The sequence below is a fragment of the Aeromonas sp. s8 genome (genome assembly GCF_040907785.1).
GTDB lineage: Bacteria > Pseudomonadota > Gammaproteobacteria > Enterobacterales > Aeromonadaceae > Aeromonas > Aeromonas veronii.
In genome coordinates this window covers 37468-60194 of record NZ_JBFOCL010000014.1, presented here as the reverse complement: position 1 = coordinate 60194, position 22727 = coordinate 37468, and the positions used below count along the sequence as shown (strand labels likewise).

Here is a 22727-nt window from a genome sequence, read left to right as displayed (position 1 = left end):
CAGTAAAAGGACAAGCCACCAAAGGTCAAGTCATGAGCCAGCAATGTCAGTGTCACAATAATCAGACCCCACAGGGGCAAGGGGCATGCAGCAGCAAACAGGACGACTTCGTTCTGAGCCAGGCTGAACGCGATGCCATCGAACACGAGAAACACCACTACGAAGATCCCCGCGCCGCCAGCATCGAAGCGCTCAAGATCGTGCAACAGGCCAGAGGCTGGGTTCCCGACGGCGCCATTCACGCCATCGCGGCCGAGCTCGGCATTCCCGCCAGCGACGTGGAGGGGGTCGCCACCTTCTACAGCCAGATCTTCCGCCAGCCGGTGGGGCGTCACATCATCCGCGTCTGCGACAGCATGGTCTGCTACATCAATGGCCATGAAGATCTGCTGGCCGGTCTCAAGGAGGTGATGAACCTCGGCCCCGGTCAAACTACCCCGGATGGCCGCTTCACCCTGCTGCCGGTCTGCTGCCTTGGCAACTGCGACAAGGGGCCAGCCATCATGATCGATGACGACACCTATGGCGGCCTCGATCCGGTGACCTTGCTGAAAACCCTGGAGGCTTACCCATGAGCCTGACGCAAAACAAGATCCTCGCCTCTCTTGGCACCGCCAATCGCACCCCGCGAGCCCCCGAGACCCACCCGCTCACCTGGCGGCTGCGGGATGACGGCCAGCCGGTGTGGCTGGAGGAGTATCAGGCCAAACAGGGCTATGAAGCCGCCCGCAAGGCGCTCGGCCAGATGAGCCCGGACGAGATTGTCAGTACCGTCAAGGATGCCGGTCTCAAGGGGCGTGGCGGCGCGGGCTTCCCCACGGGTGTGAAGTGGGGGCTGATGCCCAAAGACGAGAGCATGAACATCCGTTACCTGCTCTGCAACGCCGACGAGATGGAGCCCAACACCTGGAAAGACCGCCTGCTGATGGAGCAACTGCCCCATCTGCTGATCGAGGGGATGATCATCAGTGCCCGGGCGCTCAAGGCCTATCGCGGCTATATCTTCCTGCGCGGCGAGTATGTGGATGCTGCCATCCACCTGCGCCGTGCGGTGGAAGAGGCCAAGGCCGCCGGTCTGCTGGGCAAGAACATTCTGGGATCCGGTTTTGACTTCGAGCTGTTCGTCCACACCGGTGCCGGCCGCTACATCTGTGGTGAAGAGACGGCGTTGATCAATTCGCTGGAAGGGCGCCGTGCCAACCCGCGCGCCAAACCCCCCTTCCCCGCCGTTTCCGGCGTCTGGGGCAAACCCACCTGCGTCAACAACGTCGAGACCCTCTGCAACGTCCCCGCCATTATCGGCAACGGAGTCGCCTGGTATCACGGGCTGGCGCTGCCGGGCTCGGAAGATCACGGCACCAAGCTGATGGGCTTCTCCGGCAAGGTGAACAACCCCGGGGTCTGGGAGCTGCCCTTTGGCATCACCGCCCGCGAGCTGTTTGAAAATTACGCCGGCGGGATGAAGAGCGGCTATCGCCTGAAAGCGTGGCAACCGGGCGGCGCGGGAACCGGCTTCCTGCTGCCGGAGCACCTCGATGCCCAGATGTATACCGCCGGTATCGGCAAGGTCGGCACCCGAATGGGGACTGGCCTCGCCATGGCGGTGGATGACTCCATCAGCATGGTCTCCCTGCTGCGCAACATGGAGGAGTTCTTCGCCCGCGAGTCGTGTGGCTGGTGCACGCCCTGTCGCGATGGCCTGCCCTGGAGCGTCAAGCTGCTGCGGGCACTGGAGCGTAGCGAAGGGCAATCCGGCGATCTGGCGACTCTGGAGCAACTCTGCGGTTTCCTTGGCCCGGGCAAGACCTTCTGCGCCCACGCACCGGGCGCCGTCGAGCCGCTGGCCAGCGCCATCAAATATTTCCGCTCCGAATTCGAGGCCGGGATCAAAGGCAGCGGTGATAACCGCAAGCCGGTCAAAGGGATCCAGCCCAATCTGCTGGGCGAGCGCTGGTAACGACACCACAGATTTCACAAAACAGGTTTCAGGGAAGTTGTATGGCAACCATTTATGTAGACGGCAAAGAGTACGAGGTAGACGGAGCAGATAACCTGCTGCAAGCCTGTCTGTCGCTGGGTCTGGACGTCCCCTATTTCTGCTGGCATCCGGCGCTGGGTAGCGTTGGCGCCTGCCGCCAGTGTGCGGTCAAACAGTATCAGAATGCCGATGACAAACGCGGTCGTCTGGTCATGTCCTGCATGACCCCGGCCACCGATGGCAGCTACATCGCCATCGAGGATGAAGAGGCTAAAGAATTTCGCAAGAGCGTGGTGGAGTGGCTGATGACCAACCACCCCCACGACTGCCCGGTGTGTGAAGAGGGCGGCGCCTGCCACCTGCAGGACATGACGGTAATGACCGGCCACAACAGCCGTCGCTACCGCTTTACCAAGCGCACCCACCAGAATCAGGAGCTGGGCCCCTTCATCGGTCACGAGATGAACCGCTGCATCGCCTGCTACCGCTGCGTCCGTTACTACAAGGATTATGCCGGTGGCGAGGATCTCGGGGTCTACGGTGCCCACGACAACGTCTATTTCGGGCGGGTCGAGGATGGCACCCTGGAGAGCGAATTTTCCGGCAACCTGGTGGAGGTCTGCCCCACCGGCGTATTCACCGACAAGACCCACTCCGAACGTTACAACCGCAAGTGGGACATGCAATTTGCCCCCAGCATCTGCCAGCAATGCTCCGTGGGCTGCAACATCAGTCCGGGTGAGCGTTATGGCGAGCTGCGCCGCATCGAAAACCGCTTCCACGGCAGCGTCAACCACTACTTCCTCTGTGACCGTGGCCGCTTTGGCTATGGCTACGTCAATCTGGCGGACCGCCCGCGCCAACCGCTGCTCAAAGATGGCAACGACCAGCTGACCATCACAGTCGATGGCGCCCTCAACCGAGCCGCCGATGCGCTGCGCACGGCCCGCGGCCTCATCGGCATCGGCTCGCCCCGCGCCTCGCTGGAGAGCAACTTTGCCCTGCGCGAGCTGGTGGGTGAAAACAACTTCTACGCAGGCGTCGAGCAGGCCGAGTGGGCCTGTCAGCTGAAGATGCTGCAGATCCTGCAACAGGGCGGCGTGCCGACTCCGAGCCTGCGGGACATGGAAGAGGCTGACGCCATTCTGCTGCTCGGCGAAGATGTCACCATGAGCGCCGCCCGTATCGCGTTGGCGCTGCGTCAAGCCGTCAAGGGCAAGGCTCGCGAGCTGGCCCGCAAGATGAAGGTGGATCTGTGGCAAGTCGCCGCCGTACAGACCCTGGGTCAGAACGAACGCTACCCGCTGCTCATCACCAGCCTCGACACCACCCGTCTGGACGATGTGGCGGCCGACAAGCTGCACGCCCCCTATGCCGATCAGGCGCGCCTTGGCTTTGCCATCGCCAACCTGCTCGACCCGAGTGCACCGGCCGTGGCCGATCTCGGCCCCGAGCTGCAGGCACAAACGACTCGCTGGGCCGAGCTGCTCGGCAACGCCAGGAAGCCGCTCATCATTGCAGGCTCCACTGCCCGCGAGGTGGCGCTGCTTGAGGCGGCCAGCAACATTGCCCGCGCCCTGAAAGGCCGTGGACAGGAAGCCAGCATCGCGCTGGTTGGCCAGGAGGCCAACTCGCTGGGGCTGGCCATGCTGGGCGCTCAAACCTTGTCAGACAAGCCGCTCGAAGCCGCCCTTGCGCGTATCGAGTCAGAAGAGGGGTTGGCGCTGGTCACTCTGGAGAACGATCTCTACCGCCGCGCGCCACGCAACCGGGTGGATGCTGCGCTGGCACGGCTGCAGCACCTGCTGGTCATCGACCATCAGGCAACCCCGACCGCCAACAAGGCTGATCTGGTGCTGCCAGCGGCCAGTTTTGCCGAAGCCGATGGCACCTTGGTCAATATGGAAGGGCGCGCCCAGCGCTTCTTCCAGGTCTATGCACCCGCCTTTTACAACGCCGATATTCAGGTGCGTGAAGGGTGGCGCTGGCTGGCAGCGCTGCAAGGGGCGATAGAACGCAAGCCGCTGCGCTGGCAGAACTTCGACCAGGTCAACCATGACTGCGCCACCAGCCATCCGCTGCTCGCTACCATGCTGGAAGCGGCGCCCAACGCAGGCTTGCGGATCCGTGGCATGCGGCTGGCCCGTGAGCCACACCGCTACAGTGGTCGCACCTCCATGCTGGCGGATCAGAACGTCAGTGAACCGCGGGTAGCGCAAGATCCCGACTCCCCCTTCAACTTCTCCATGGAAGGGTATGCCGGAGCCCGTCAGCCGCTGCCGCAAGTACCGTTCGCCTGGGCGCCGGGCTGGAACTCTCCCTCCGCCTGGAACAAGTTCCAGGATGAAGTGGGTGGCAAACTGCGTGCTGGTGATCCGGGTCGCCGTCTGCTGGAAGCAACAGACCCGCAGGCAGAAGGCAAGGAGCTGCTCGGCTGGTTCACCACCATCCCCGCCCCCTTCAAGGCCGCAGAGGCGCTGCAAGTGGTCAATTATGCCCAGCTGTTTGGCGGCGAGGAGCTCTCTGCTCGCAGCCCGGTCATTCAGGCCCGGATGAACGAACCCGAGCTGGTGCTCAATCCCCTTGATGCGCAGCGTCTGGCCCTCCACGGGGGCAGTCAGGTCTCCTTCTCCTGGGGCGGTAGCCACTGGCAACTGCGTCTGCGGCTTAGCGAGCAGCTGAGCGCCGGTCTGGTGGGGCTCCCCCTTGGGGTGAACGGCCTGCCGACGGCCCTGCAACAAGCCTCAATCACTAACCTGCAGGAGGTGATCGCATGAGCGAGTCGCTGATCGATCTGTTGCTGGAGGTGGGCAAGGCACTGATCGTGCTGGTGGGGATCGTGGGGGCTGGCGCCTTCATGAGCTTCATCGAGCGCCGTCTGCTGGCCCTGTGGCAGGATCGCTACGGCCCCAACCGGGTGGGGCCGTTTGGTCTGCTCCAGCTGGCCGCCGACATGATCAAGATGTTCTTCAAGGAAGACTGGATCCCGCCGTTCGCTGATCGGCGGATCTTTATCCTGGCCCCCATCATCGCCTTCACTGCCTTTATTCTGGCGTTTGCGGTGGTGCCCATCACCCCCACCTGGGGCGTGGCGGATCTCAATGTGGGGCTGCTCTACATCCTGGCCATCGCGGGGCTGGCGGTCTATGCGGTGCTGTTCGCCGGCTGGTCGAGCAACAACAAATACTCATTGCTCGGCAGCTTGCGCGCCTCGGCCCAGACCCTCTCCTACGAGGTGTTTCTCGGGCTATCCCTGATGGGGATTGTGATCCAGACCGGCAGTTTCAACCTGCGGGATATCGTCGAGGCACAGGCAGACTTGTGGAACGTGGTGCCCCAGATCCTGGGCTTTGTCACCTTCCTGTTTGCCGGTGTCGCCGTCACTCACCGTCACCCGTTTGACCAGCCAGAAGCCGAGCAGGAGCTCGCCGACGGCTATCACATCGAGTATGCGGGGATGAAGTGGGGTCTCTTCTTCGTGGGCGAATATATCGGCATCGTGCTGATCTCCTCGCTCATCGTGACCCTCTTCTTCGGTGGCTGGCACGGCCCCTGGCTGCCCCCCTTCATCTGGTTTGCCCTGAAGACCGCCTGTTTCATGGTGTTCTTCATCCTGCTGCGGGCCTCCCTGCCTCGCCCGCGCTTTGACCAGGTGATGTCGTTTGGCTGGAAAGTCTGCTTGCCGCTGACCCTGATCAATATGCTGGTCACCGCGGCAGTTGTACTGATAAGTACGCAGTGAGGCACTCAATATGAAAATTGTTAGCATTATTCAGGGTGTCGGCACCCAGTTACGCAGTCTGGCAATGGTCTTCTCCCATGCCTGGCGGCCCCGTGAAACCCTCAACTATCCGGAGCAGGCAGTCTATGCCGCCCCCCGCTACCGCGGTCGCATCGTGCTGACCCGTGACCCCGACGGGGACGAGCGTTGCGTGGCCTGCAACCTCTGCGCAGTTGCCTGCCCGGTCGGCTGCATCTCGCTGCAAAAATCCGAGCGGGAAGATGGTCGCTGGTATCCGGAGTTCTTTCGCATCAACTTCTCTCGCTGCATCTTCTGCGGCCTGTGTGAAGAGGCTTGCCCCACCACCGCCATCCAGCTGACGCCGGATTTCGAGATGGGTGAGTATCGCCGCCAGGATCTGGTGTACGAGAAGGAAGATCTGCTGATCAGCGGGCCCGGCAAATACCCGGACTACAACTTCTATCGCATGAGCGGGATGGCCATCGACGGCAAGCCGAAAGGGGATGCCGAAAACGAAGCCAAGCCCATCGATGTCAAGAGCCTGCTGCCCTGAGGAGTCAATCATGGAACTGGCATTTTATGCCTCGGCCCTGGTGGCCATTTACAGCACGCTGCGGGTGATCAGCACCAGCAATCCCATGCATGCGCTGCTCAATCTCATCATCTCCCTCATCGCCGTGGCCATGATCTTCTTCTGCCTGGGTGCCGCCTTTGCGGGCGCCCTGCAGGTGATCGTCTACGCCGGCGCCATCATGGTGCTGTTCGTGTTCGTGGTGATGATGCTGAACCTGGGGAGTGCCCAGGCACAGGAGAAAAAGTGGCTCACCCCCATGACCTGGGGGGGCCCAGCCCTGCTCTCGCTGATCCTGCTGGGCTTTCTGGCCCACGGCATTCTCGGGGTGACCGGGGGCCTGATCGGAGTGACCGAGGTGACCGCCAAGCAGGTGGGTGTCGAGCTCTTTGGCCCCTATGTGCTGGCGGTGGAGCTTGCCTCCATCCTGCTGCTGGCGGGTCTGGTAACCGCCTATCACCTGGGTCGGGAAGAGAAGAGCGGTGAAGTGCTCTCCGTCCCGCGCTCTGTTTCCCGCTCTGCACAAGAAGGAGGTCAGCAATGAATGGAATCCCTATGGAGCACGGCCTCCTGCTGGCCGCGGTGCTCTTCTGCATCGGCTTGTGCGGTCTACTGATCCGCCGCAACCTGCTCTATATCCTGATGAGTATCGAAATCATGATGAATGCCTCGGCACTGGCGTTTGTGGTGGCGGGTAGCCGCTGGGCCCAGGCCGATGGCCAGATCATGTATATCCTGGTGATTTCTCTGGCGGCAGCGGAGGCCAGTATCGGCCTTGCCCTGTTACTGCTGCTCTATCGTCGTTACCACACCCTGAACGTGGACACTGTGAGCGAGATGCGCGGATGAGCCTCTTATATCTGACTTTTCTATTTCCGCTGCTGGGATGGCTGGTGCTGGCCTTCTCCCTCGGCCGGTTTGGCGAGCGTACCTCGGCGCTGATCGGGGTGGGCTCCATTGGCCTGTCGGCCCTCACTACCCTGTGGGTGGGCATCGACTTTCTGGGCAACCCGCCCGAGGGGGGCGTCTATATCCAGCACCTGTGGCAATGGATGGCGGTGGGCAACTTTACCCCGAGCTTCTCGCTGGCACTGGATGGCCTGTCGCTGACCATGCTGGGGGTGGTGACCGGGGTGGGTTTCTTCATCCACCTGTTCGCCTCCTGGTATATGCGCGGGGAAGAGGGTTACTCCCGCTTCTTCACCTACACCAACCTCTTTATCGCCAGCATGCTGTTTCTGGTGCTGGCCGATGACCTGCTGTTTGTCTACCTCGGCTGGGAAGGGGTGGGGCTGTGCAGCTATCTGCTGATCGGCTTCTACTACAAGGATCGCAACAACGGCGCGGCGGCCCTCAAGGCTTTTATCGTGACCCGTGTGGGTGACGTCTTCCTCGCCATCGGCCTGTTTATCCTCTATCGGGAACTGGGCACCCTCAATATCCACGAGCTGCTGGTGCGTGCTCCCACCCTGTTTGCCGAGGGCTCCCCTGCCTTGTCACTGGCCTGCCTGATGCTCTTGGGTGGTGCGGTCGGCAAATCGGCCCAGTTGCCTCTGCAAACCTGGCTGGCGGATGCGATGGCAGGCCCGACCCCGGTCTCTGCGCTGATCCACGCCGCCACCATGGTGACCGCCGGTGTTTACCTGATTGCCCGTACCCACGGCCTGTTCCTGCTGGCACCGGAGATCCTCCATCTGGTCGGGCTGGTTGGCGCCATCACGCTAGTGCTGGCAGGCTTTGCCGCGCTGGTTCAGACCGACATCAAGCGGATCCTCGCCTACTCCACCATGAGCCAGATTGGCTACATGTTCCTTGCTCTCGGGGTCGGCGCATGGCAAGGGGCCATCTTCCACCTGATGACCCACGCCTTCTTCAAGGCGCTGCTGTTCCTCTCCGCCGGTGCCGTTATCGTTGCGACCCACCACGAGCAGAACATCTTCAAGATGGGCGGACTGCGCAAGAGTCTGCCGCTGGTCTATGCCTGCTTCCTGGTGGGGGGCTCGGCGCTGGCGGCATTGCCGCTGGTCACCTCCGGTTTCTACAGTAAGGACGCCATCCTGTGGCAAGTAGAGGCCTCTGGCCAAAGCGCGCTACTGTGGGCCGGTCTGGCGGGGGCATTCCTCACCTCGCTCTATACCTTCCGGCTGATCTTCATCGCCTTCCATGGCAAAGAGCAGACCAAAGCCCATGCGGGCCACGGTCTGGCTCACCACCTGCCGCTGCTGGTGCTGCTGGTGCTCTCCACCGGCATAGGCGCGCTGATCACTCCACCGCTGGCAGGTGTACTACCCGCAGGCCCGGGGGACCATATCGAAGAGGGGCGCCATGCACTGGAAATCACCTCCGGCATCATCGCCATCGCAGGCATTGTGCTGGCCGCGTTTCTGTTCCTTGGTGAGCGCCGTCTGGCCACCTCCATTGCCAACAGCGCGCCGGGTCGCCTGCTCAGCACCCTCTGGTTCAACGCCTGGGGCTTTGACTGGCTCTATGACCAGCTGTGGGTCAAACCCTATCTGCTGGCGACCCGTCTGCTGGCCCGCGACCCGCTGGACTGGATGATGGGCCTGCCCGCCTGGCTTGCCCTGCGTGGCAACCAGCTGCTGGCCTGGACCGTGACCGGCAAGTTGCGCTGGTATGCCGCCTCCATGGGGATCGGCGCCGTGCTGGTGCTGGCGCTGTTGCTGCTGGGATAACGCGATGAACAACACGAAGATCGTACAGCCGGGCTGTTTGCTCTCCCTGATGGAACAGGGAGCGCAATCTCATATGAACTTGAACGAGAGCTGATACCGTGACCTTACTCTGGATCTTGCTAATTCCTTTTATCGGCGGCTTGCTCTGCTGGCAGATGGAGCGTCTCGGCGGGCAGTTTGTCCGCTGGGTGGCCCTGCTCTCCATGAGCGCCAGCCTGCTGCTCTCCTGTGCCATCTGGCTAAGTGGTGATTTCTCCCTTGCCACCACGGGCCTCGACAGCGCGGGCGTCTCTGGTGCTGCCTCCGCCTGGGCCGCCGAGTGGCGCCTGCCGTGGATCCCCCGCTTCGGCATCTCTTTGCATCTGGCGGTGGATGGCCTGTCGCTCTTGATGGTGATCCTCACCTGCTTTATCGGGGTGCTGGCCATCCTCTGTTCGTGGAAAGAGATCGTGCAGCGCATCGGCTTCTTCCACCTCAACCTGCTCTGGATCCTGGGCGGCGTGCTCGGGGTCTTTATGGCGCTGGACCTGTTCCTCTTCTTCTTCTTCTGGGAGATGATGCTGGTCCCCATGTACTTCCTGATTGCGCTCTGGGGCCACTCGGTCACTGACGGCAAATCACGGATCAATGCGGCGACCAAGTTCTTCATCTACACCCAGGTTTCGGGCCTTATCATGCTGGTGGCCATCATCGGGCTGGTGCTGACCCACCAGCATGCCACCGGAGTCTTCACCTTCAACTATCTGGAGCTGCTCAATACCCCGATGAGCAAGGGCGTTCAGTGGCTGCTGATGCTGGGCTTCTTTATCGCCTTCGCGGTCAAGATGCCACTGGTGCCGCTGCACGGCTGGCTGCCGGATGCCCACAGTCAGGCGCCGACTGCAGGTTCGGTGGATCTAGCCGGTATTTTGCTCAAAACCGCCGCCTACGGTCTGCTGCGCTTTGCCTTGCCGCTCTTCCCCGAAGCGTCCGCCGAATTTGCTCCCTACGCCATGGTGCTGGGTCTGATCGGTATCGTCTACGGTGCCATCGTGGCCTTTGCCCAGACCGACATCAAACGGCTGGTAGCCTACACCAGCATCTCCCACATGGGTTTTGTGATGATCGCTATCTATTCGGGTAGCGAAGTGGCCCTGCAGGGTGCTGTGGTGCAGATGATCGCCCACGGTCTCTCCGCTGCCGGCCTCTTTATCCTCTGCGGTCAGCTCTACGAGCGGTTGCACACCCGGGATCTGCGCCAGATGGGCGGCCTGTGGGGGCGTCTGCGCTATCTGCCCGGTGTGATGCTGTTCTTCTCGGTAGCGTCGCTCGGCATGCCGGGCACCGGCAACTTTGTCGGCGAGTTCCTGATTCTGGTCGGCAGCTTCCAGGTTGCCCCTGTCATCACGGCGGTCGCCACCTTCGGTCTGGTGCTGGCCTCGGTCTACTCTCTCATCATGTTGCAGCGCGCCTGCTTTGGCCCCGCCAAGGATGAGAGCATGCTCAAGGGACTGGATCGCCGCGAGCTGACCATGATGATGGTGATCGCGGGCCTGCTGGTTCTGCTTGGCCTCTATCCCCAACCCGTGATTGACACCGCCAGCAGCAGCCTTATCAACGTGCTGCACTGGTATCTGCTGCCGACTGCTGGAGCCCTGTAATGACTTTCTCCGCTTCCCAACTGCTGGCACTGCTTCCCCTGCTGTTGACCACCGGGGCCATGGCAGCCCTGATGCTGGCCATCGCCTGGCGCCGCTGTGTCACCACCGCCTTTACCGTGACCATTGTTGGCCTCAACCTTGCTCTGTTCTCGCTGCCCATCGTGATGGCGCAAGGGGATCAGGGGGTCACCCCGCTGCTGCAAGTTGACAGTTACGCCGTCTTCTACATGGGACTGGTGCTCATCGGCGCCCTGGCCACCTGCACCTTCGGTCAATCGTGGCTGAAAGCCTACCCGGACAACCGGGAGGAGTTCTTCCTGCTGCTGCTGATCGCCACCGCTGGTGGTCTGGTGCTGGCATGCTCCCGTCACCTCGCCTCTCTCTTTATCGGGATCGAGATGCTGACCCTGCCAATGTTTGGTCTGGTGGGTTACGCCTACCGCGAGCGCCACTCGCTGGAAGCCGCGGTGAAATACATGGTGCTCTCTGCCGCCGCCACCGCCTTCCTGCTGTTTGGCATGGCGCTGCTCTATGCACAGGCTGGCAGCCTGAGCTTTGCAGCCCTGGGGCAGACCCTGGCCGAGAGCCCGGCTCACCATCCGCTGCTGATGGGCGGTTTGGGGTTAATGCTGGTCGGCTTTGCCTTTAAACTCTCCCTGGCCCCCTTCCACCTCTGGACCCCGGATGTCTACGAAGGTGCCCCGGCACCGGTCGCCACCTTCCTCGCCACCGTCAGCAAGGTGGCGGTCTTTGCCGTGCTGCTGCGCTTCTATCTGGCGGTACCGGCGGCGAGCGATCCCATGATCCACTGGCTGCTGGCAGCCATGGCGGTCATCTCCATCCTGGTCGGCAACCTGCTGGCCCTGGTGCAGACCAACGTCAAACGGATGCTGGGTTACTCCTCCATCTCCCACTTCGGTTACCTGCTGGCGGTGATCGTGGCGAGCCGATTCGGCCAGATGCCGGTGGAAGCCGCCGGGGTCTACCTGCTGATGTATCTGTTCACCAGCCTGGGTGCCTTTGGGGTGGTGAGCATGATGTCGAGCCCCTATCGCGGCAAGGATGCCGACTCCCTGCACAGCTATCGCGGTCTGTTCTGGAAGCGCCCCTATCTGACTGCCGTACTGACGGTGATGATGTTGTCACTCGCGGGCATCCCGATGACCCTCGGCTTTATCGGCAAGTTCTACCTCATCGGCGTCACCGTCGAGGCGCAGCTCTGGTGGCTCTCCGGCGCCATCGTGCTCGGCAGCGCACTGGGTCTCTACTACTACCTCAAGGTGATGGTGACCCTCTATCTGCGCGAACCGGGTATGCAGCAGCGCGATGCCAGCGCCGACTGGGCACTCTCCTCCGGTGGTGTGGTAGTGCTGCTCTCTGCAGCACTGGTGGTGTTGCTGGGGCTCTATCCCCAGCCGGTCATCAGCCTGGTACAAGGGTTCCAGCACGTGGTATTGCAGTAACCGTTACCGTCGCTACCCCTCATTACCCGCAAAACCGGCAGCCTTGGCTGCCGGTTTTCTATTTCCGGCCCGACAGCATCGCGCACTCCACAGGCCAGCAAATGACAGATCAGTCAGCGAGGGTGATGCCCATCATGGTTTTTGCCATACAACCAGAACCGGGCGAGATCCTCATACCCTCTTGAATTTCTTATTGATATATTGGTTATATTCTGGAATGGAGTTCAGATTGATGAAGCAACACTACGTTTGCCAATTTAACCCGACAGAACTGGCCGCCACGCTGGCACCCTTGCAAGGAGGCAAGCTGACCATACTGCTGGCCGAACAGGATTGCGCACAGGTTCCCCTGTTGCAGCAGTTGTGCCGCGACTTCAACATCGCCCTGGATGGCGCCATTTTCCCCCAGCTGATCGGTGCGCAAGGATTGTTGCCGCAAGGGGCCTGGCTACTGCCCAGAGCCAACCCCTATCACGCCACACTGCTGCCCCTGACAGCGCAGGCCAGCGCAGTATCCCTTGCCCACCGGATTGCGGAACAGGTGGAGAACATGCTGGCCACCTGGCCAACCCCTTCGCCGCCACCAACCCTGTTTCTGACCTTCGACAACCTCATTCCCAATATCGCCTCCATTCTGGATGCGCTTTATCTGCAACTGGCCAATCGCGTCAACTATGCCGGCGCCAACGCAGGCAGCGGCAGCTTCACCCCTCTTGCCTGCCTGTTCGACAATCAACGGCAACTTGCCTACGGGGTCACCTGCACGCTGCTGCCCAGCAACAGCTTTCCCTTTCTGGAACATGGTTACCAACTCTCGGCCCAACCAATGCTGGCCACCAGCAGTGAAGCGAACAAGATTGCCTACATCGACTGGCAACCGGCCTTTCAAAAATATCAGGGGCTGATCCGCCAGCAATTCCAGCACACTATGGTGCGCGAGGAGCTCTACCGTTTCGTGGTGCACATGCCACTGGGCCTGCTGCGGGCCAACGGGGATGTGATTGTCAGGATCCCCGTCGAGGCAAACGATGACGGCGCCCTGCTCTGCGCCGGCGAGGTCGCGGAGCACAGCATCCTCACCCTGCTGAAGGCGCCAGAGAGTGCCACCGCACATGCCTGCTCACTGGCCAGGCGCCTCAACCAGCAACAAACCCTCACCCGGGCACACTTGCTGGAGGTCTACTACTGCGCGGGACGCCAGCTGCACTTCGACCAGCAGACGGTGACCGAACTGCACACCCTGCTGATCCACTCGGGGGCCGGCGATCTGGCAGGAGCCCTCTCCCTTGGCGAAATTGGCAGCGTGCGCCATGGGGATTACCCCCAATTTCATAACGGCGCCATTCTCTGTAACGGGGCATTGATATGAACAACGACCACGCCATGGCCATCGTCTGCGATCTGGCGCTATGCATCGGGCGTGAAGTGACGCTGGATGCGCTGCTCACCAAGGTACTGCAACGCTTCATGCATCACTGCGCCACGCCGGTTGGTGCGGTATTGCAGCAACAACGGGAGGGATACAAGCTGCTCAAGGTGATCGGCGACGAGCAGCTGCGTCAGCACACCGGCACCACCCTGACCCTGCCTGGGTGGGTCAGCGAGGAGGAGCACTGCCTGCTGCAACAGACGCTCCCCCTGCCGGGCAGCCGCCCCTACCAGTTTGCCTATCGGCTCAAGGTTGAAGGGGGTTATCTCATCTTGCTGCTCGCCCCCCAACCACATCAGCAGATCGTACCGGTCTGCCATCTGTTCAGCCCGGTGCTCGGCAACCTGGCCCGCGCCATTTCCCTGTGCAAGGACAGCGAGCTGCTCGCCCTGCGTCAGCAGGCCGAACTGAAGGATCTGAAACACTTCAACGAATCCCTGCTCAAGGCTATCCCGATCCCGGTGTTCTACAAAGATATCGAAGGGCGATTTCTGGGCTGCAACCAGGCCTTCAATCAGGTGATCGGCATCGGCAAGGAGGCGCTGCTGGGTCGACGGGTCGAGGAGCTGCTGCCAGTCGGGCTTGCCGAGGCCTACAGCATGCGGGAAGCCGAGTTGCTGCGAAGTCGCCAGCCCCAGTGCATCGAACAGCAGTTGCATGATCGCAATGGCATGCGCTATCAGGTCATCTGTTTCAAGGATCTCTTCTATGACCATCAGGGGATGGTTGCCGGCATCATCGGCACCCTGGTCGACATCACCCGCCTCAAGGAGAGCGAGCGTCACCAGCGTGAGCTGCTGTTCCAGACCATCAGTGCCCTCGCCAGCGCTATCAGCCACAAGGATCGCAACAGTGCGGGCCATGAGCTGAGGGTGCGCGATTTGGCACTGGCCATCGGGCAGGCCATGCAACTGCGGCAAGAGCGGCTGGATGCGCTGGGACTGGCGGCCATGGTGCACAATATCGGCCTGCTGCAGATCCCCACCGAGATCATCACTCGCCCCCGTGAATTGCGACCGGTGGAGTTCGAACTGATCAAGCAGCACCCCCAGGCCGGCCACGATATTCTCAAACAGATCGACTTCCCCTGGCCCATAGCCACCATAGTGCTTCAGCACCACGAAAACCTCGATGGCAGCGGTTATCCGCAGGGGCTGGCGGGCAACGCCATTACCCTGGAGGCGCGCATTATCCGGGTGGCCGATTCGCTGATCGCCATGACCTCCCATCGCCCGTTCCGCCGGGCCATGCCTCTGAGTGACGCCATTGCCGAACTGACCCGCTATGCCGGGATCCATTACGATGAAAAAGTGGTCAACAGCTGTATCGTGCTCTGGCAGACCGGCTACCACTTCGGGCCTCCCATCAGTCAACTTGCAGACAAGGCGGGATAAGATGTCCGAACTCCTCACCTCCTGTGCACTCCCCCACCCACTGACCGATGCGCTCCCCTCCTCGGCGCTGTTACTGACCCAGGTGATGGATCAGCTTCCCTATCGGGTGCTGCTCAAAGACACCCGATTCAGCTACATCGCGGGCAACCGCCTGCTGGCGGCGGATCTCGCCCTCTCCCCAGAGGCACTGGTGGGCAAGAATGACTGCGACTTCTTTCCCCCCGAACTGGTACAGCGCTATCGGGAGGATGACGCACGAGTCATGCGCGAGGGGATACACCAGCACATCGAAGAGCCCTATCTGAAGGGGGGAGAAGCCCGCTGGCTCAGCACCACCAAGTTTCCCCTGCGTGATGAGGCGGGGGGCATCGTGGGGGTCGGCGTCTTCTTCGAAGACATTACCGAGCAGAAATGGCAGCAGGAGAAACTGCAACAGTACAGCTGGACCCAGCAGGCGATCAGCCGCGCCCACCACGCCCTGCTCAAACCGGGCGATGAGCCACAACTGCTGCAGGATATCTGCGATGCCATCGCCGTCGATGACCGTTTTCCGCTGGTGGCAGTGCTGCAAGGCCAGCCCGATCTCGCCCAACCGCCGGGGATCGTGGCGCAGGCAGGCAGTGCCGATGCATCGGAACAAACGCTGTGGTTGAACGATGAGGCCCTCACCCAGGCCATCCTCCACCAGCGGCGCCTCAATCAGGTGATCTTCCACGAGCAGCCCCATACCGGCCGCCACCCGTTGCGATCCCGCCTGCTGATCCCCTTGCCACTGCAGGAGGATCTGGCCGGTGCGCTGATCATTCACAGCGACCAACCACGGTTGTTCAGCCAGGAGGAGGAGCAACTCTTCATCCAACTGACCGACTACCTCACCTATGGCCTGCAGGCGCGCCATACCCAGCAGGCTTATCTGCGCTCGCAACAGGAGAAGATCTTCCATGCCCGCCAGCTGGAGCTGGCACTGGAAGATGCGCTGGGTGCCATCGCCGCCGTGCTGGAGCAGCGCGATCCCTATACCGCTGGCCATCAGAAACATGTGGCCAAGCTGGCCCAAGCCATCGGCCGGGAGCTCAGGCTGGAAGAGAAGCGGCTGCGGGGGATCTATCTGGGCGCCATGGTGCACGATATCGGCAAGATCCAGGTACCGGCTGAAATTCTCACCAAACCGGAACGCCTCACGCCACTGGAGTTCGAGCTGGTCAAGGAACACCCCGCCATCGGCTATCTGGTGCTCAAGGATATCGACTTCCCCTGGCCCATCGCCCGGATGATCCACCAGCACCACGAGTATCTTGATGGCTCCGGCTATCCGCAGGGGCTCAAAGGGGATGAAATCCTGCTGGGGGCCCGCATCCTCACCGTCGCCGATATCGTCGAATCCATGTCCTCGGATCGCCCCTATCGCGCCGCCCTCGGCATTCCCCAGGCCAGGGAGCAGATCATCCAGATGCGCGGCCATCAGCTCGATGCGGATGTGGTGGATGCCTGTCTGCGGATCCTCGACCGGGGAGACTTTATCCCCCAACCGCTCGGCAAGCCGTAACGACACGGATAAAAAAACCGGCCAATTGGCCGGTTTCTGTTTTTATGCGCTGGTGCTGTCTCTATTAACCCAGACGAACCCGGGCGTTGCGGAACATCCGCATCCAGGCACCATCCTCACCCCAGTTGTCCGGGTGCCAGGAGTTGGCCACGGTGCGGAACACCCGCTCCGGATGCGGCATCATGATGGTAGCTCGGCCATCTTGCGTGGTCACCGCGGTGATACCGTTCGGTGAGCCATTCGGGTTGGCCGGGTACTGCTCGGTCACGCTGCCGCGGTTATCGACAAAGCGCAGCCCTACCAGACCGCTGGCCTGCAACGCGCTCAGGTGAGCGGCATCGCGCACCTCGACACGCCCTTCCCCGTGGGAAATGGCAATGGGCATCACCGAGCCTGCCATGCCGGCGAAGAAGGCCGATGGGGACTCCTGCACCTCAACCAGACTGAAGCGGGCCTCGAAGCGCTCGGAGCGGTTGCGCACAAAGCGCGGCCAGAGATCGGCACCCGGGATGAGATCCCGCAGGTTGGACATCATCTGGCAACCGTTGCAGACACCCAGAGAGAGGGTATCGCCACGCTCGAAGAAGCGCTGGAACTGCTCGCGGGCGTTGTCATTGAACAGGATGGACTTGGCCCAGCCTTCCCCCGCCCCCAGCACGTCACCGTAGGAGAAACCGCCACAGGCCACCAGGGTCTGGAACTCCTCCAGCTTGATGCGACCGGAGAGAATGTCGCTCATATGGACATCGACCGCCGCGAAACCGGCACGATCGAACGCCGCCGCCATCTCCACATGGGAGTTGACTCCCTGCTCGCGCAGCACCGCCAGACGGGGGGAGACCCCACGGGCGATATAGGGAGCAGCCACATCCTCGGACGGGTTGTAAGTCAGCTTGGCATGCAGACCCGGATCGGTGGCGTCCTGACGGGCCGCGTGCTCACTGTCGGCGCACGCCGGGTTGTCGCGCAGGCGCTGCATCTGCCAGCTGGTCTCGCCCCAGATGGTGCGAAGAGCGGTACGGCTGGCACGATAGACCTCCTGACCGCCCCGCTGCAAGGTGATGAGATCCCCTTCGCGCACGGTACCGAGCACATGGGAGCAGGCTGCCAGACCGTGACCGGCCAGCAGGGTCATCACCGCCTCTTTATCTTCACGACGCACCTGAATGACGGCGCCCAGCTCTTCGTTGAACAGCGCCGGCAGCAGCTCGCCGCCGATGCGATCGAGCTGGATGTCGAGGCCGCAGTGGCCGGCAAACGCCATTTCGGTCAGGGTGACGAACAGGCCGCCGTCGGAGCGGTCGTGGTAGGCGATCAGTTTGCGATCGGCCACCAGCGCCTGAATGGCGTTGAAGAAGCCCTTGAGCTGGACCGGATTGTCGAGGTCCGGCGCCTTGTCACCCAGCTGGCGATAGACCTGCGCCAGCGCCGAGGCGCCGAGGCGCTGCTTGCCATTGCCAAGGTCGATGAGGATAAGGTCGGTTTCACCGAGATCGGTACGCAGTTGCGGAGTAACCGTGTTGCGCACATCCTCGACCCGGGCAAAGGCGGAGATGAGCAGGGAGAGCGGCGAGGTGACGCTGTGCTCCTTGCCATCCTGCTGCCAGCGGGTCTTCATGGACATGGAGTCCTTGCCCACCGGAATGGTGATGCCCAAGGCCGGGCAGAGCTCCTCACCTACCGCTTTGACCGCCTCATAGAGCCCGGCATCTTCACCCGGGTGACCGGCAGCGGCCATCCAGTTAGCGGAAAGCTTGACCCGCTTCAGCGACCCGATGTGGGCCGGCGCCAGGTTGGTGAGCGCTTCCGCCACCGCCATACGAGCGGATGCGGCGTGGGAGAGCAGCGCCACCGGGGTTCGCTCGCCCATGGACATGGCTTCGCCGTGATAGCTGTCATAGGTGGCAGCGGTGACGGCGCAATCGGCCACCGGGATCTGCCAGGGGCCAACCATCTGGTCGCGATTGACCAAGCCAGTCACGCTGCGATCGCCGATGGTGATAAGGAAGGACTTCTCCGCCACGGTCGGCAGACGCAGAACTCGCTCGGCCGCGTCACTCAAAGTGATGCCATCGAGCTGGAGCGCTTTGCCTTGTGCAGGCAGAGTCACCACGTCGCGGTGCATCTTGGGCGCCTTGCCGAGCAGCACGTCCAGCGGCAGATCGATGGGCTGATTGTCAAAGTGGCTGTCAGAGAGGGTCAGATGCTTCTCTTCGGTCGCGGTACCGATGACGGCATAGGGCGCGCGCTCGCGCTCGCACAGGGCCTTGAACAGCGGCAGCTTGTCCTGCGCTACCGCCAGCACGTAACGCTCCTGGGATTCGTTGCACCAGATTTCCAGCGGGCTCATGCCCGGCTCGTCGCTCTGGATGGCGCGCAGATCGAAACGACCACCGCGCTCACCGTCGTTGACCAACTCCGGCATGGCGTTGGAGAGACCACCCGCCCCCACATCGTGGATAAAGACGATAGGGTTGTCGTCACCCAGCTGCCAGCAGCGATCGATCACCTCTTGGCAACGGCGCTCCATCTCGGGGTTGTCACGCTGCACCGAGGCAAAGTCGAGATCTTCGGCCGACTGGCCGGAGGCCATGGAGGATGCGGCACCACCGCCCAGACCGATGTTCATCGCCGGGCCGCCCAGCACGATGAGCGCCGCACCGACCGGGATATCCCCTTTCTGGACATGTTCGGTGCGGATGTTGCCGATACCGCCTGCCAGCATGATGGGCTTGTGGTAGCCACGCACCTCGACGCCGTTGTGGCTCGGCACCTCCTCTTCGAAGGTACGGAAGTAGCCGAGAATGGCCGGACGGCCGAACTCGTTGTTAAACGCGGCGCCGCCGAGCGGCCCCTCCTGCATGATGTCGAAGGCACTGACGATACGGCTCGGCTTGCCGAAATCCTGCTCCCAGGGCTGCTCGAAGCCGGGAATGCGCAGGTTGGAGACGGAGAAACCGACCAGACCCGCCTTGGGCTTGGCACCGCGACCGGTGGCACCCTCGTCGCGGATCTCGCCGCCGGAGCCGGTGGCTGCGCCCGGGAACGGGGAGATGGCGGTCGGGTGGTTGTGGGTCTCCACCTTCATCAGGATGTCGACCTGTTCCTGGTGATACTGGTACTCGCCGTTGGCCGGGCTCGGGAAGAAGCGGCCCCCCTGGCTCCCTTCCATCACGGCGGCGTTGTCTTTATAGGCAGAGAGGACATGATCCGGCGTCTGCTCGAAGGTGTTCTTGATCATCTTGAACAGCGACTTGGGCTGCTGTTCGCCATCGATCGTCCAGTCGGCATTGAAGATCTTGTGACGGCAGTGTTCGGAGTTCGCCTGGGCGAACATGTAGAGCTCGATGTCGTTGGGGTTGCGACCCAACTTGGTGAAGTTCTCCACCAGATAGTCGATTTCGTCGTCGGCCAGCGCCAGACCGAGCGCCACGTTGGCTTCGGCCAGGGCTGCGCGACCACCGCCCAGCACATCCACCTGGGTGAAGGGGCGCGGCTCGTGGTGAGCAAACAGGGCGGCAGCTTCGCTCATCTCGGCAAACACCACTTCCATCATCCGATCATGGAGCACGGCGGCAATGGCGCTGCGCTGGGCGGCACTCAGCTCACCCTGCCCCTTGATGGTCAGGTAATAGGCAATACCACGCTCCAGCCGCTTGACCTGTTTCAGGCCGCAGTTGTGAGCGATGTCGGTTGCTTTGGAAGACCAGGGGGAGATAGTGCCGGGGCGGGGGGTAACAAGAAACAGCTGACCGCTGGGGGTGTGTTCGGGGATGGTCGGGCCGTAGCGCAAGAGCTGGCCCAAGGTCGCTCGCTCGGGGGGAGAGAGGGGGCTTGTCAGCTCGGCAAAGTGCACATACTCGGCATAGACATCCTCTATCTCTACTCCGCTCTCTACTCCACTCTCGTTTCTCATCTGTGCGAAGCGTTGCAGCAGTTTTTGGACACGAAAATCAGACAGTGCTGGGGCACCACGCAAGATATCCATATGACCTTTCTCACCAAGTTTTAAAGTGGGGGGGAATTGAGACGCGCGTATTATAGGGATCTGGCTCACAGCGGACAAACGTTTTTCTCACTTCGTGCAGTGTGACTCTGCGCACACTCTCTGGTATAAAGGTGCCTCTTTTTTGACAAATGCCGATTTTTTCAACAAAGGTACTCACCTACTTGCGCTGCATTTTTCGACTGTTTATCGGGCTGTTGTTGACGCTGACACTGGTTGGCTGCGACTTCTATAGCCCCTCCAGCCAGCTGGAGCAGATCCGCCAGCGAGGCGAGATCCGGGTTGGCACCATCTATGGTCCCACCTCCTATTACCAGCGTGACGACCTCGCTCAGGGGTTCGATTACGAGCTGGCGCAAAATTATGCCGACTGGTTGGGGGTGAAACTCACCATCATCCCGGTCGACACCACTGACCAACTGGTCACCCTGCTGAAAAAGGGCAAACTCGATCTGGCGGCTGCCGCCATCATGGTCACCCCCGAGCGACGCGAGCTGTTTCGCTTCGGCCCGGGCTTCTACCAGGTCTCCCCCAAACTGGTCTACCGCAACGGCAAACCCAAGCCGGCCTCATTGAACGATATCAAGGGCAAGTTGGTGGTGGCCGCCGGCTCCACCGGTGAAGATCTGCTCAAAGAGATGAGCAAAGAGAATCCGAAACTAGCCTGGAGCACCAGCGACAACGCCGATGTGGAGGAGCTGCTCAAACAGGTGGTGGATGGCAAGATTGACTACACGGTGGTGCAGGATACCGTGCTGGCCCGTACCCAGCGCTACTACCCGGAGCTCACCGAGGGGCTGACCCTGGCCCAGAAGCAGACCGTTGCCTGGGCCATGAGCAAGCTGCCCGATGACAGCCTCTATGCCAGCGTGATCGACTTCTTCGGTCAGCGCTTTATGGATGGTGCCATCGCCAAGCTGGACGAGAAGTACTTCGGCCACGTGCAGAACTTCGACTTTGTCGATACCCGCACCTTCCTCAAGCGCGCCAAGAGCCTGCTGCCCAAGTACCAGCCGCTGTTCCAGACTCACGCCAAGAATATCGACTGGCGTCTGCTCGCCGCCATCAGCTATCAGGAGTCCCACTGGGACCCGCAGGCCCGCTCCTACACCGGCGTGCGCGGCATGATGATGCTGACCGAGCCCACAGCCAAAGCGATGGGAGTCAACGACCGGCTTCATCCGGAAGAGAGCATCAAGGGTGGCTCCCTCTATCTGCAACAGATGATGGAGAAGGTGCCGGATTCGGTGCCCGATGACGAGAAGGTGTGGTTTGCCCTCACCGCCTACAACATCGGTTACGGCCACATGATGGACGCCCGCCGCCTGACCAAAGAGCTCGGCAAGAATCCTGACGCCTGGAGCGACGTGAAAGAGGTGCTGCCGCTGCTGCAGCAAGCGCGCTGGCACCGCAAGGTGCGTTATGGCTATGCCCGTGGCAGCGAGGCGCGCAACTATGTTAACAACGTGCGCCAGTATTACCAGAGTCTGCTCTGGCTCGACAACGAGCAGCAGAAGGCACATCAGCGGGAGAGTCTCGACAACGACAGCGAGCCCGAGCTGGCCGAGCGCCCCACCGCCATCGCCGAAGTGGTCAATCAGATCACCATGCGCTAACCAGCCATTATTCGGCTGTTTTCACACAAACTTCTCTGTTACCATCGATTCACATCGGAGCCTATCCGAAATCGCATTGTTTTCATTATGTTGAGAGATTAAATAACAGCAATTTCGGATGGGCTCCATCAATGACCCAAGGCCGGGATGGCCAACTGAGTTGGGAGGAGACCAAGATGCAAAAACGTAGAAAAATCAGTCTGGTCAGAAAAGCGAAGTGCAGCTGGAGCCCCAGACGCAAACTCAAGCTTAATGACATCAAGCGCAACCTGTGGCGCAGAAATCGATCCTATACCCTGCTTATTGCAGAGCACACAGCATAAACCCGGCATTCGCCGGGTTTTTTTATCTTCTTTCTCACCTGAATACTGTCTTACACCAGCGCCGCCTTGAACTGTACCGACCGCTTGGAGATCAGCGAGTTGCAGTGGTTGCAGAAGTAATCCACTGCGCCGCACGCCTTGAGACGCTCCAGCTCCTGCTGGCAGGTGGGGCAGATGGCCGTGACGTGGACATTGGCCTGACACTGACCACAGGTTTGCTCCTTGCTGCGGGTATCCAGTTCAGCCTGGCATGATGGACAAAGCAGGGCTTCCATAATCAACTCCTCGAAAAGTGGACCTGCCATGGTCTTGTTCCATGGCAGATC

16 protein-coding genes are annotated in these 22727 nt (G+C 61.5%); 14 read left to right on the top strand and 2 right to left on the bottom strand.

Features of this window, described 5'->3' with window-relative positions:
- Positions 1-32 precede the first annotated feature (32 nt).
- From nuoE to AB5Y86_RS03855, 13 genes are all read left to right on the top strand, one after another.
- A complete protein-coding gene (nuoE, locus tag AB5Y86_RS03915; RefSeq protein ID WP_005337236.1) occupies positions 33-575 on the top strand; it encodes an NADH-quinone oxidoreductase subunit NuoE in 543 nt (180 codons plus the stop codon).
- Positions 572-1957, top strand: a complete 1386-nt coding sequence (gene nuoF, locus AB5Y86_RS03910) for an NADH-quinone oxidoreductase subunit NuoF (protein WP_368192189.1) — start codon at positions 572-574, stop codon at positions 1955-1957. Before nuoE ends, nuoF begins: the two co-directional genes overlap by 4 nt.
- A 41-nt stretch (positions 1958-1998) precedes the next feature.
- On the top strand, positions 1999-4755 hold the full coding sequence (nuoG, locus tag AB5Y86_RS03905; protein ID WP_368192188.1) for an NADH-quinone oxidoreductase subunit NuoG: 2757 nt from the start codon (positions 1999-2001) through the stop codon (positions 4753-4755).
- Positions 4752-5720 carry an NADH-quinone oxidoreductase subunit NuoH gene (gene nuoH / locus AB5Y86_RS03900; RefSeq protein WP_005337244.1) on the top strand — a complete coding sequence of 323 codons (969 nt, stop codon included), beginning with the start codon at positions 4752-4754 and terminating at the stop codon, positions 5718-5720. Before nuoG ends, nuoH begins: the two co-directional genes overlap by 4 nt.
- 10 nt (positions 5721-5730) lie before the next feature.
- Complete coding sequence (gene nuoI / locus AB5Y86_RS03895; RefSeq protein WP_005337245.1) at positions 5731-6273, top strand: NADH-quinone oxidoreductase subunit NuoI; 543 nt, start codon at positions 5731-5733, stop codon at positions 6271-6273.
- A gap of 10 nt (positions 6274-6283) precedes the next feature.
- Positions 6284-6835, top strand: a complete 552-nt coding sequence (nuoJ, locus tag AB5Y86_RS03890) for an NADH-quinone oxidoreductase subunit J (RefSeq protein ID WP_368192187.1) — start codon at positions 6284-6286, stop codon at positions 6833-6835.
- Positions 6832-7140: an NADH-quinone oxidoreductase subunit NuoK gene (nuoK, locus tag AB5Y86_RS03885; protein ID WP_005337247.1), complete on the top strand. Its 309-nt coding sequence runs from the start codon at positions 6832-6834 to the stop codon at positions 7138-7140. The genes nuoJ and nuoK overlap by 4 nt, the downstream gene beginning before the upstream one ends.
- Positions 7137-8984, top strand: coding sequence for an NADH-quinone oxidoreductase subunit L (gene nuoL / locus AB5Y86_RS03880; RefSeq protein ID WP_368192186.1), 1848 nt, complete (start codon positions 7137-7139; stop codon positions 8982-8984). The genes nuoK and nuoL overlap by 4 nt, the downstream gene beginning before the upstream one ends.
- Positions 8985-9082: 98 nt before the next feature.
- Positions 9083-10624 (top strand): NADH-quinone oxidoreductase subunit M, encoded by a 1542-nt coding sequence (gene nuoM / locus AB5Y86_RS03875; protein ID WP_368192185.1) that lies wholly within the window; start codon positions 9083-9085, stop codon positions 10622-10624.
- Positions 10624-12087 (top strand): NADH-quinone oxidoreductase subunit NuoN, encoded by a 1464-nt coding sequence (gene nuoN / locus AB5Y86_RS03870; RefSeq protein ID WP_005351071.1) that lies wholly within the window; start codon positions 10624-10626, stop codon positions 12085-12087. The genes nuoM and nuoN overlap by 1 nt, the downstream gene beginning before the upstream one ends.
- A 232-nt stretch (positions 12088-12319) precedes the next feature.
- Entirely contained in the window at positions 12320-13456 is a 1137-nt protein-coding gene (locus tag AB5Y86_RS03865; RefSeq protein ID WP_368192184.1) for an FIST C-terminal domain-containing protein, read from the top strand.
- Positions 13453-14910 carry an HD-GYP domain-containing protein gene (locus AB5Y86_RS03860; protein ID WP_124929064.1) on the top strand — a complete coding sequence of 486 codons (1458 nt, stop codon included), beginning with the start codon at positions 13453-13455 and terminating at the stop codon, positions 14908-14910. The genes AB5Y86_RS03865 and AB5Y86_RS03860 overlap by 4 nt, the downstream gene beginning before the upstream one ends.
- A 1-nt stretch (position 14911) precedes the next feature.
- Positions 14912-16456, top strand: a complete 1545-nt coding sequence (locus tag AB5Y86_RS03855) for an HD domain-containing phosphohydrolase (protein WP_368192183.1) — start codon at positions 14912-14914, stop codon at positions 16454-16456.
- 64 nt (positions 16457-16520) lie between these two features.
- Here AB5Y86_RS03855 and purL read toward each other — a convergent pair whose 3' ends face one another.
- Complete coding sequence (gene purL / locus AB5Y86_RS03850; protein WP_368192182.1) at positions 16521-20444, bottom strand: phosphoribosylformylglycinamidine synthase; 3924 nt, start codon at positions 20442-20444, stop codon at positions 16521-16523.
- A gap of 149 nt (positions 20445-20593) precedes the next feature.
- Between purL and mltF the strand changes: the two genes are divergently transcribed.
- Entirely contained in the window at positions 20594-22078 is a 1485-nt protein-coding gene (mltF, locus tag AB5Y86_RS03845) for a membrane-bound lytic murein transglycosylase MltF (RefSeq protein WP_005344877.1), read from the top strand.
- A gap of 373 nt (positions 22079-22451) precedes the next feature.
- Here the strand turns inward: mltF and AB5Y86_RS03840 are convergent, their stop codons facing one another.
- Positions 22452-22676: a zinc ribbon domain-containing protein gene (locus AB5Y86_RS03840; RefSeq protein WP_042056368.1), complete on the bottom strand. Its 225-nt coding sequence runs from the start codon at positions 22674-22676 to the stop codon at positions 22452-22454.
- Positions 22677-22727 lie beyond the last annotated feature (51 nt).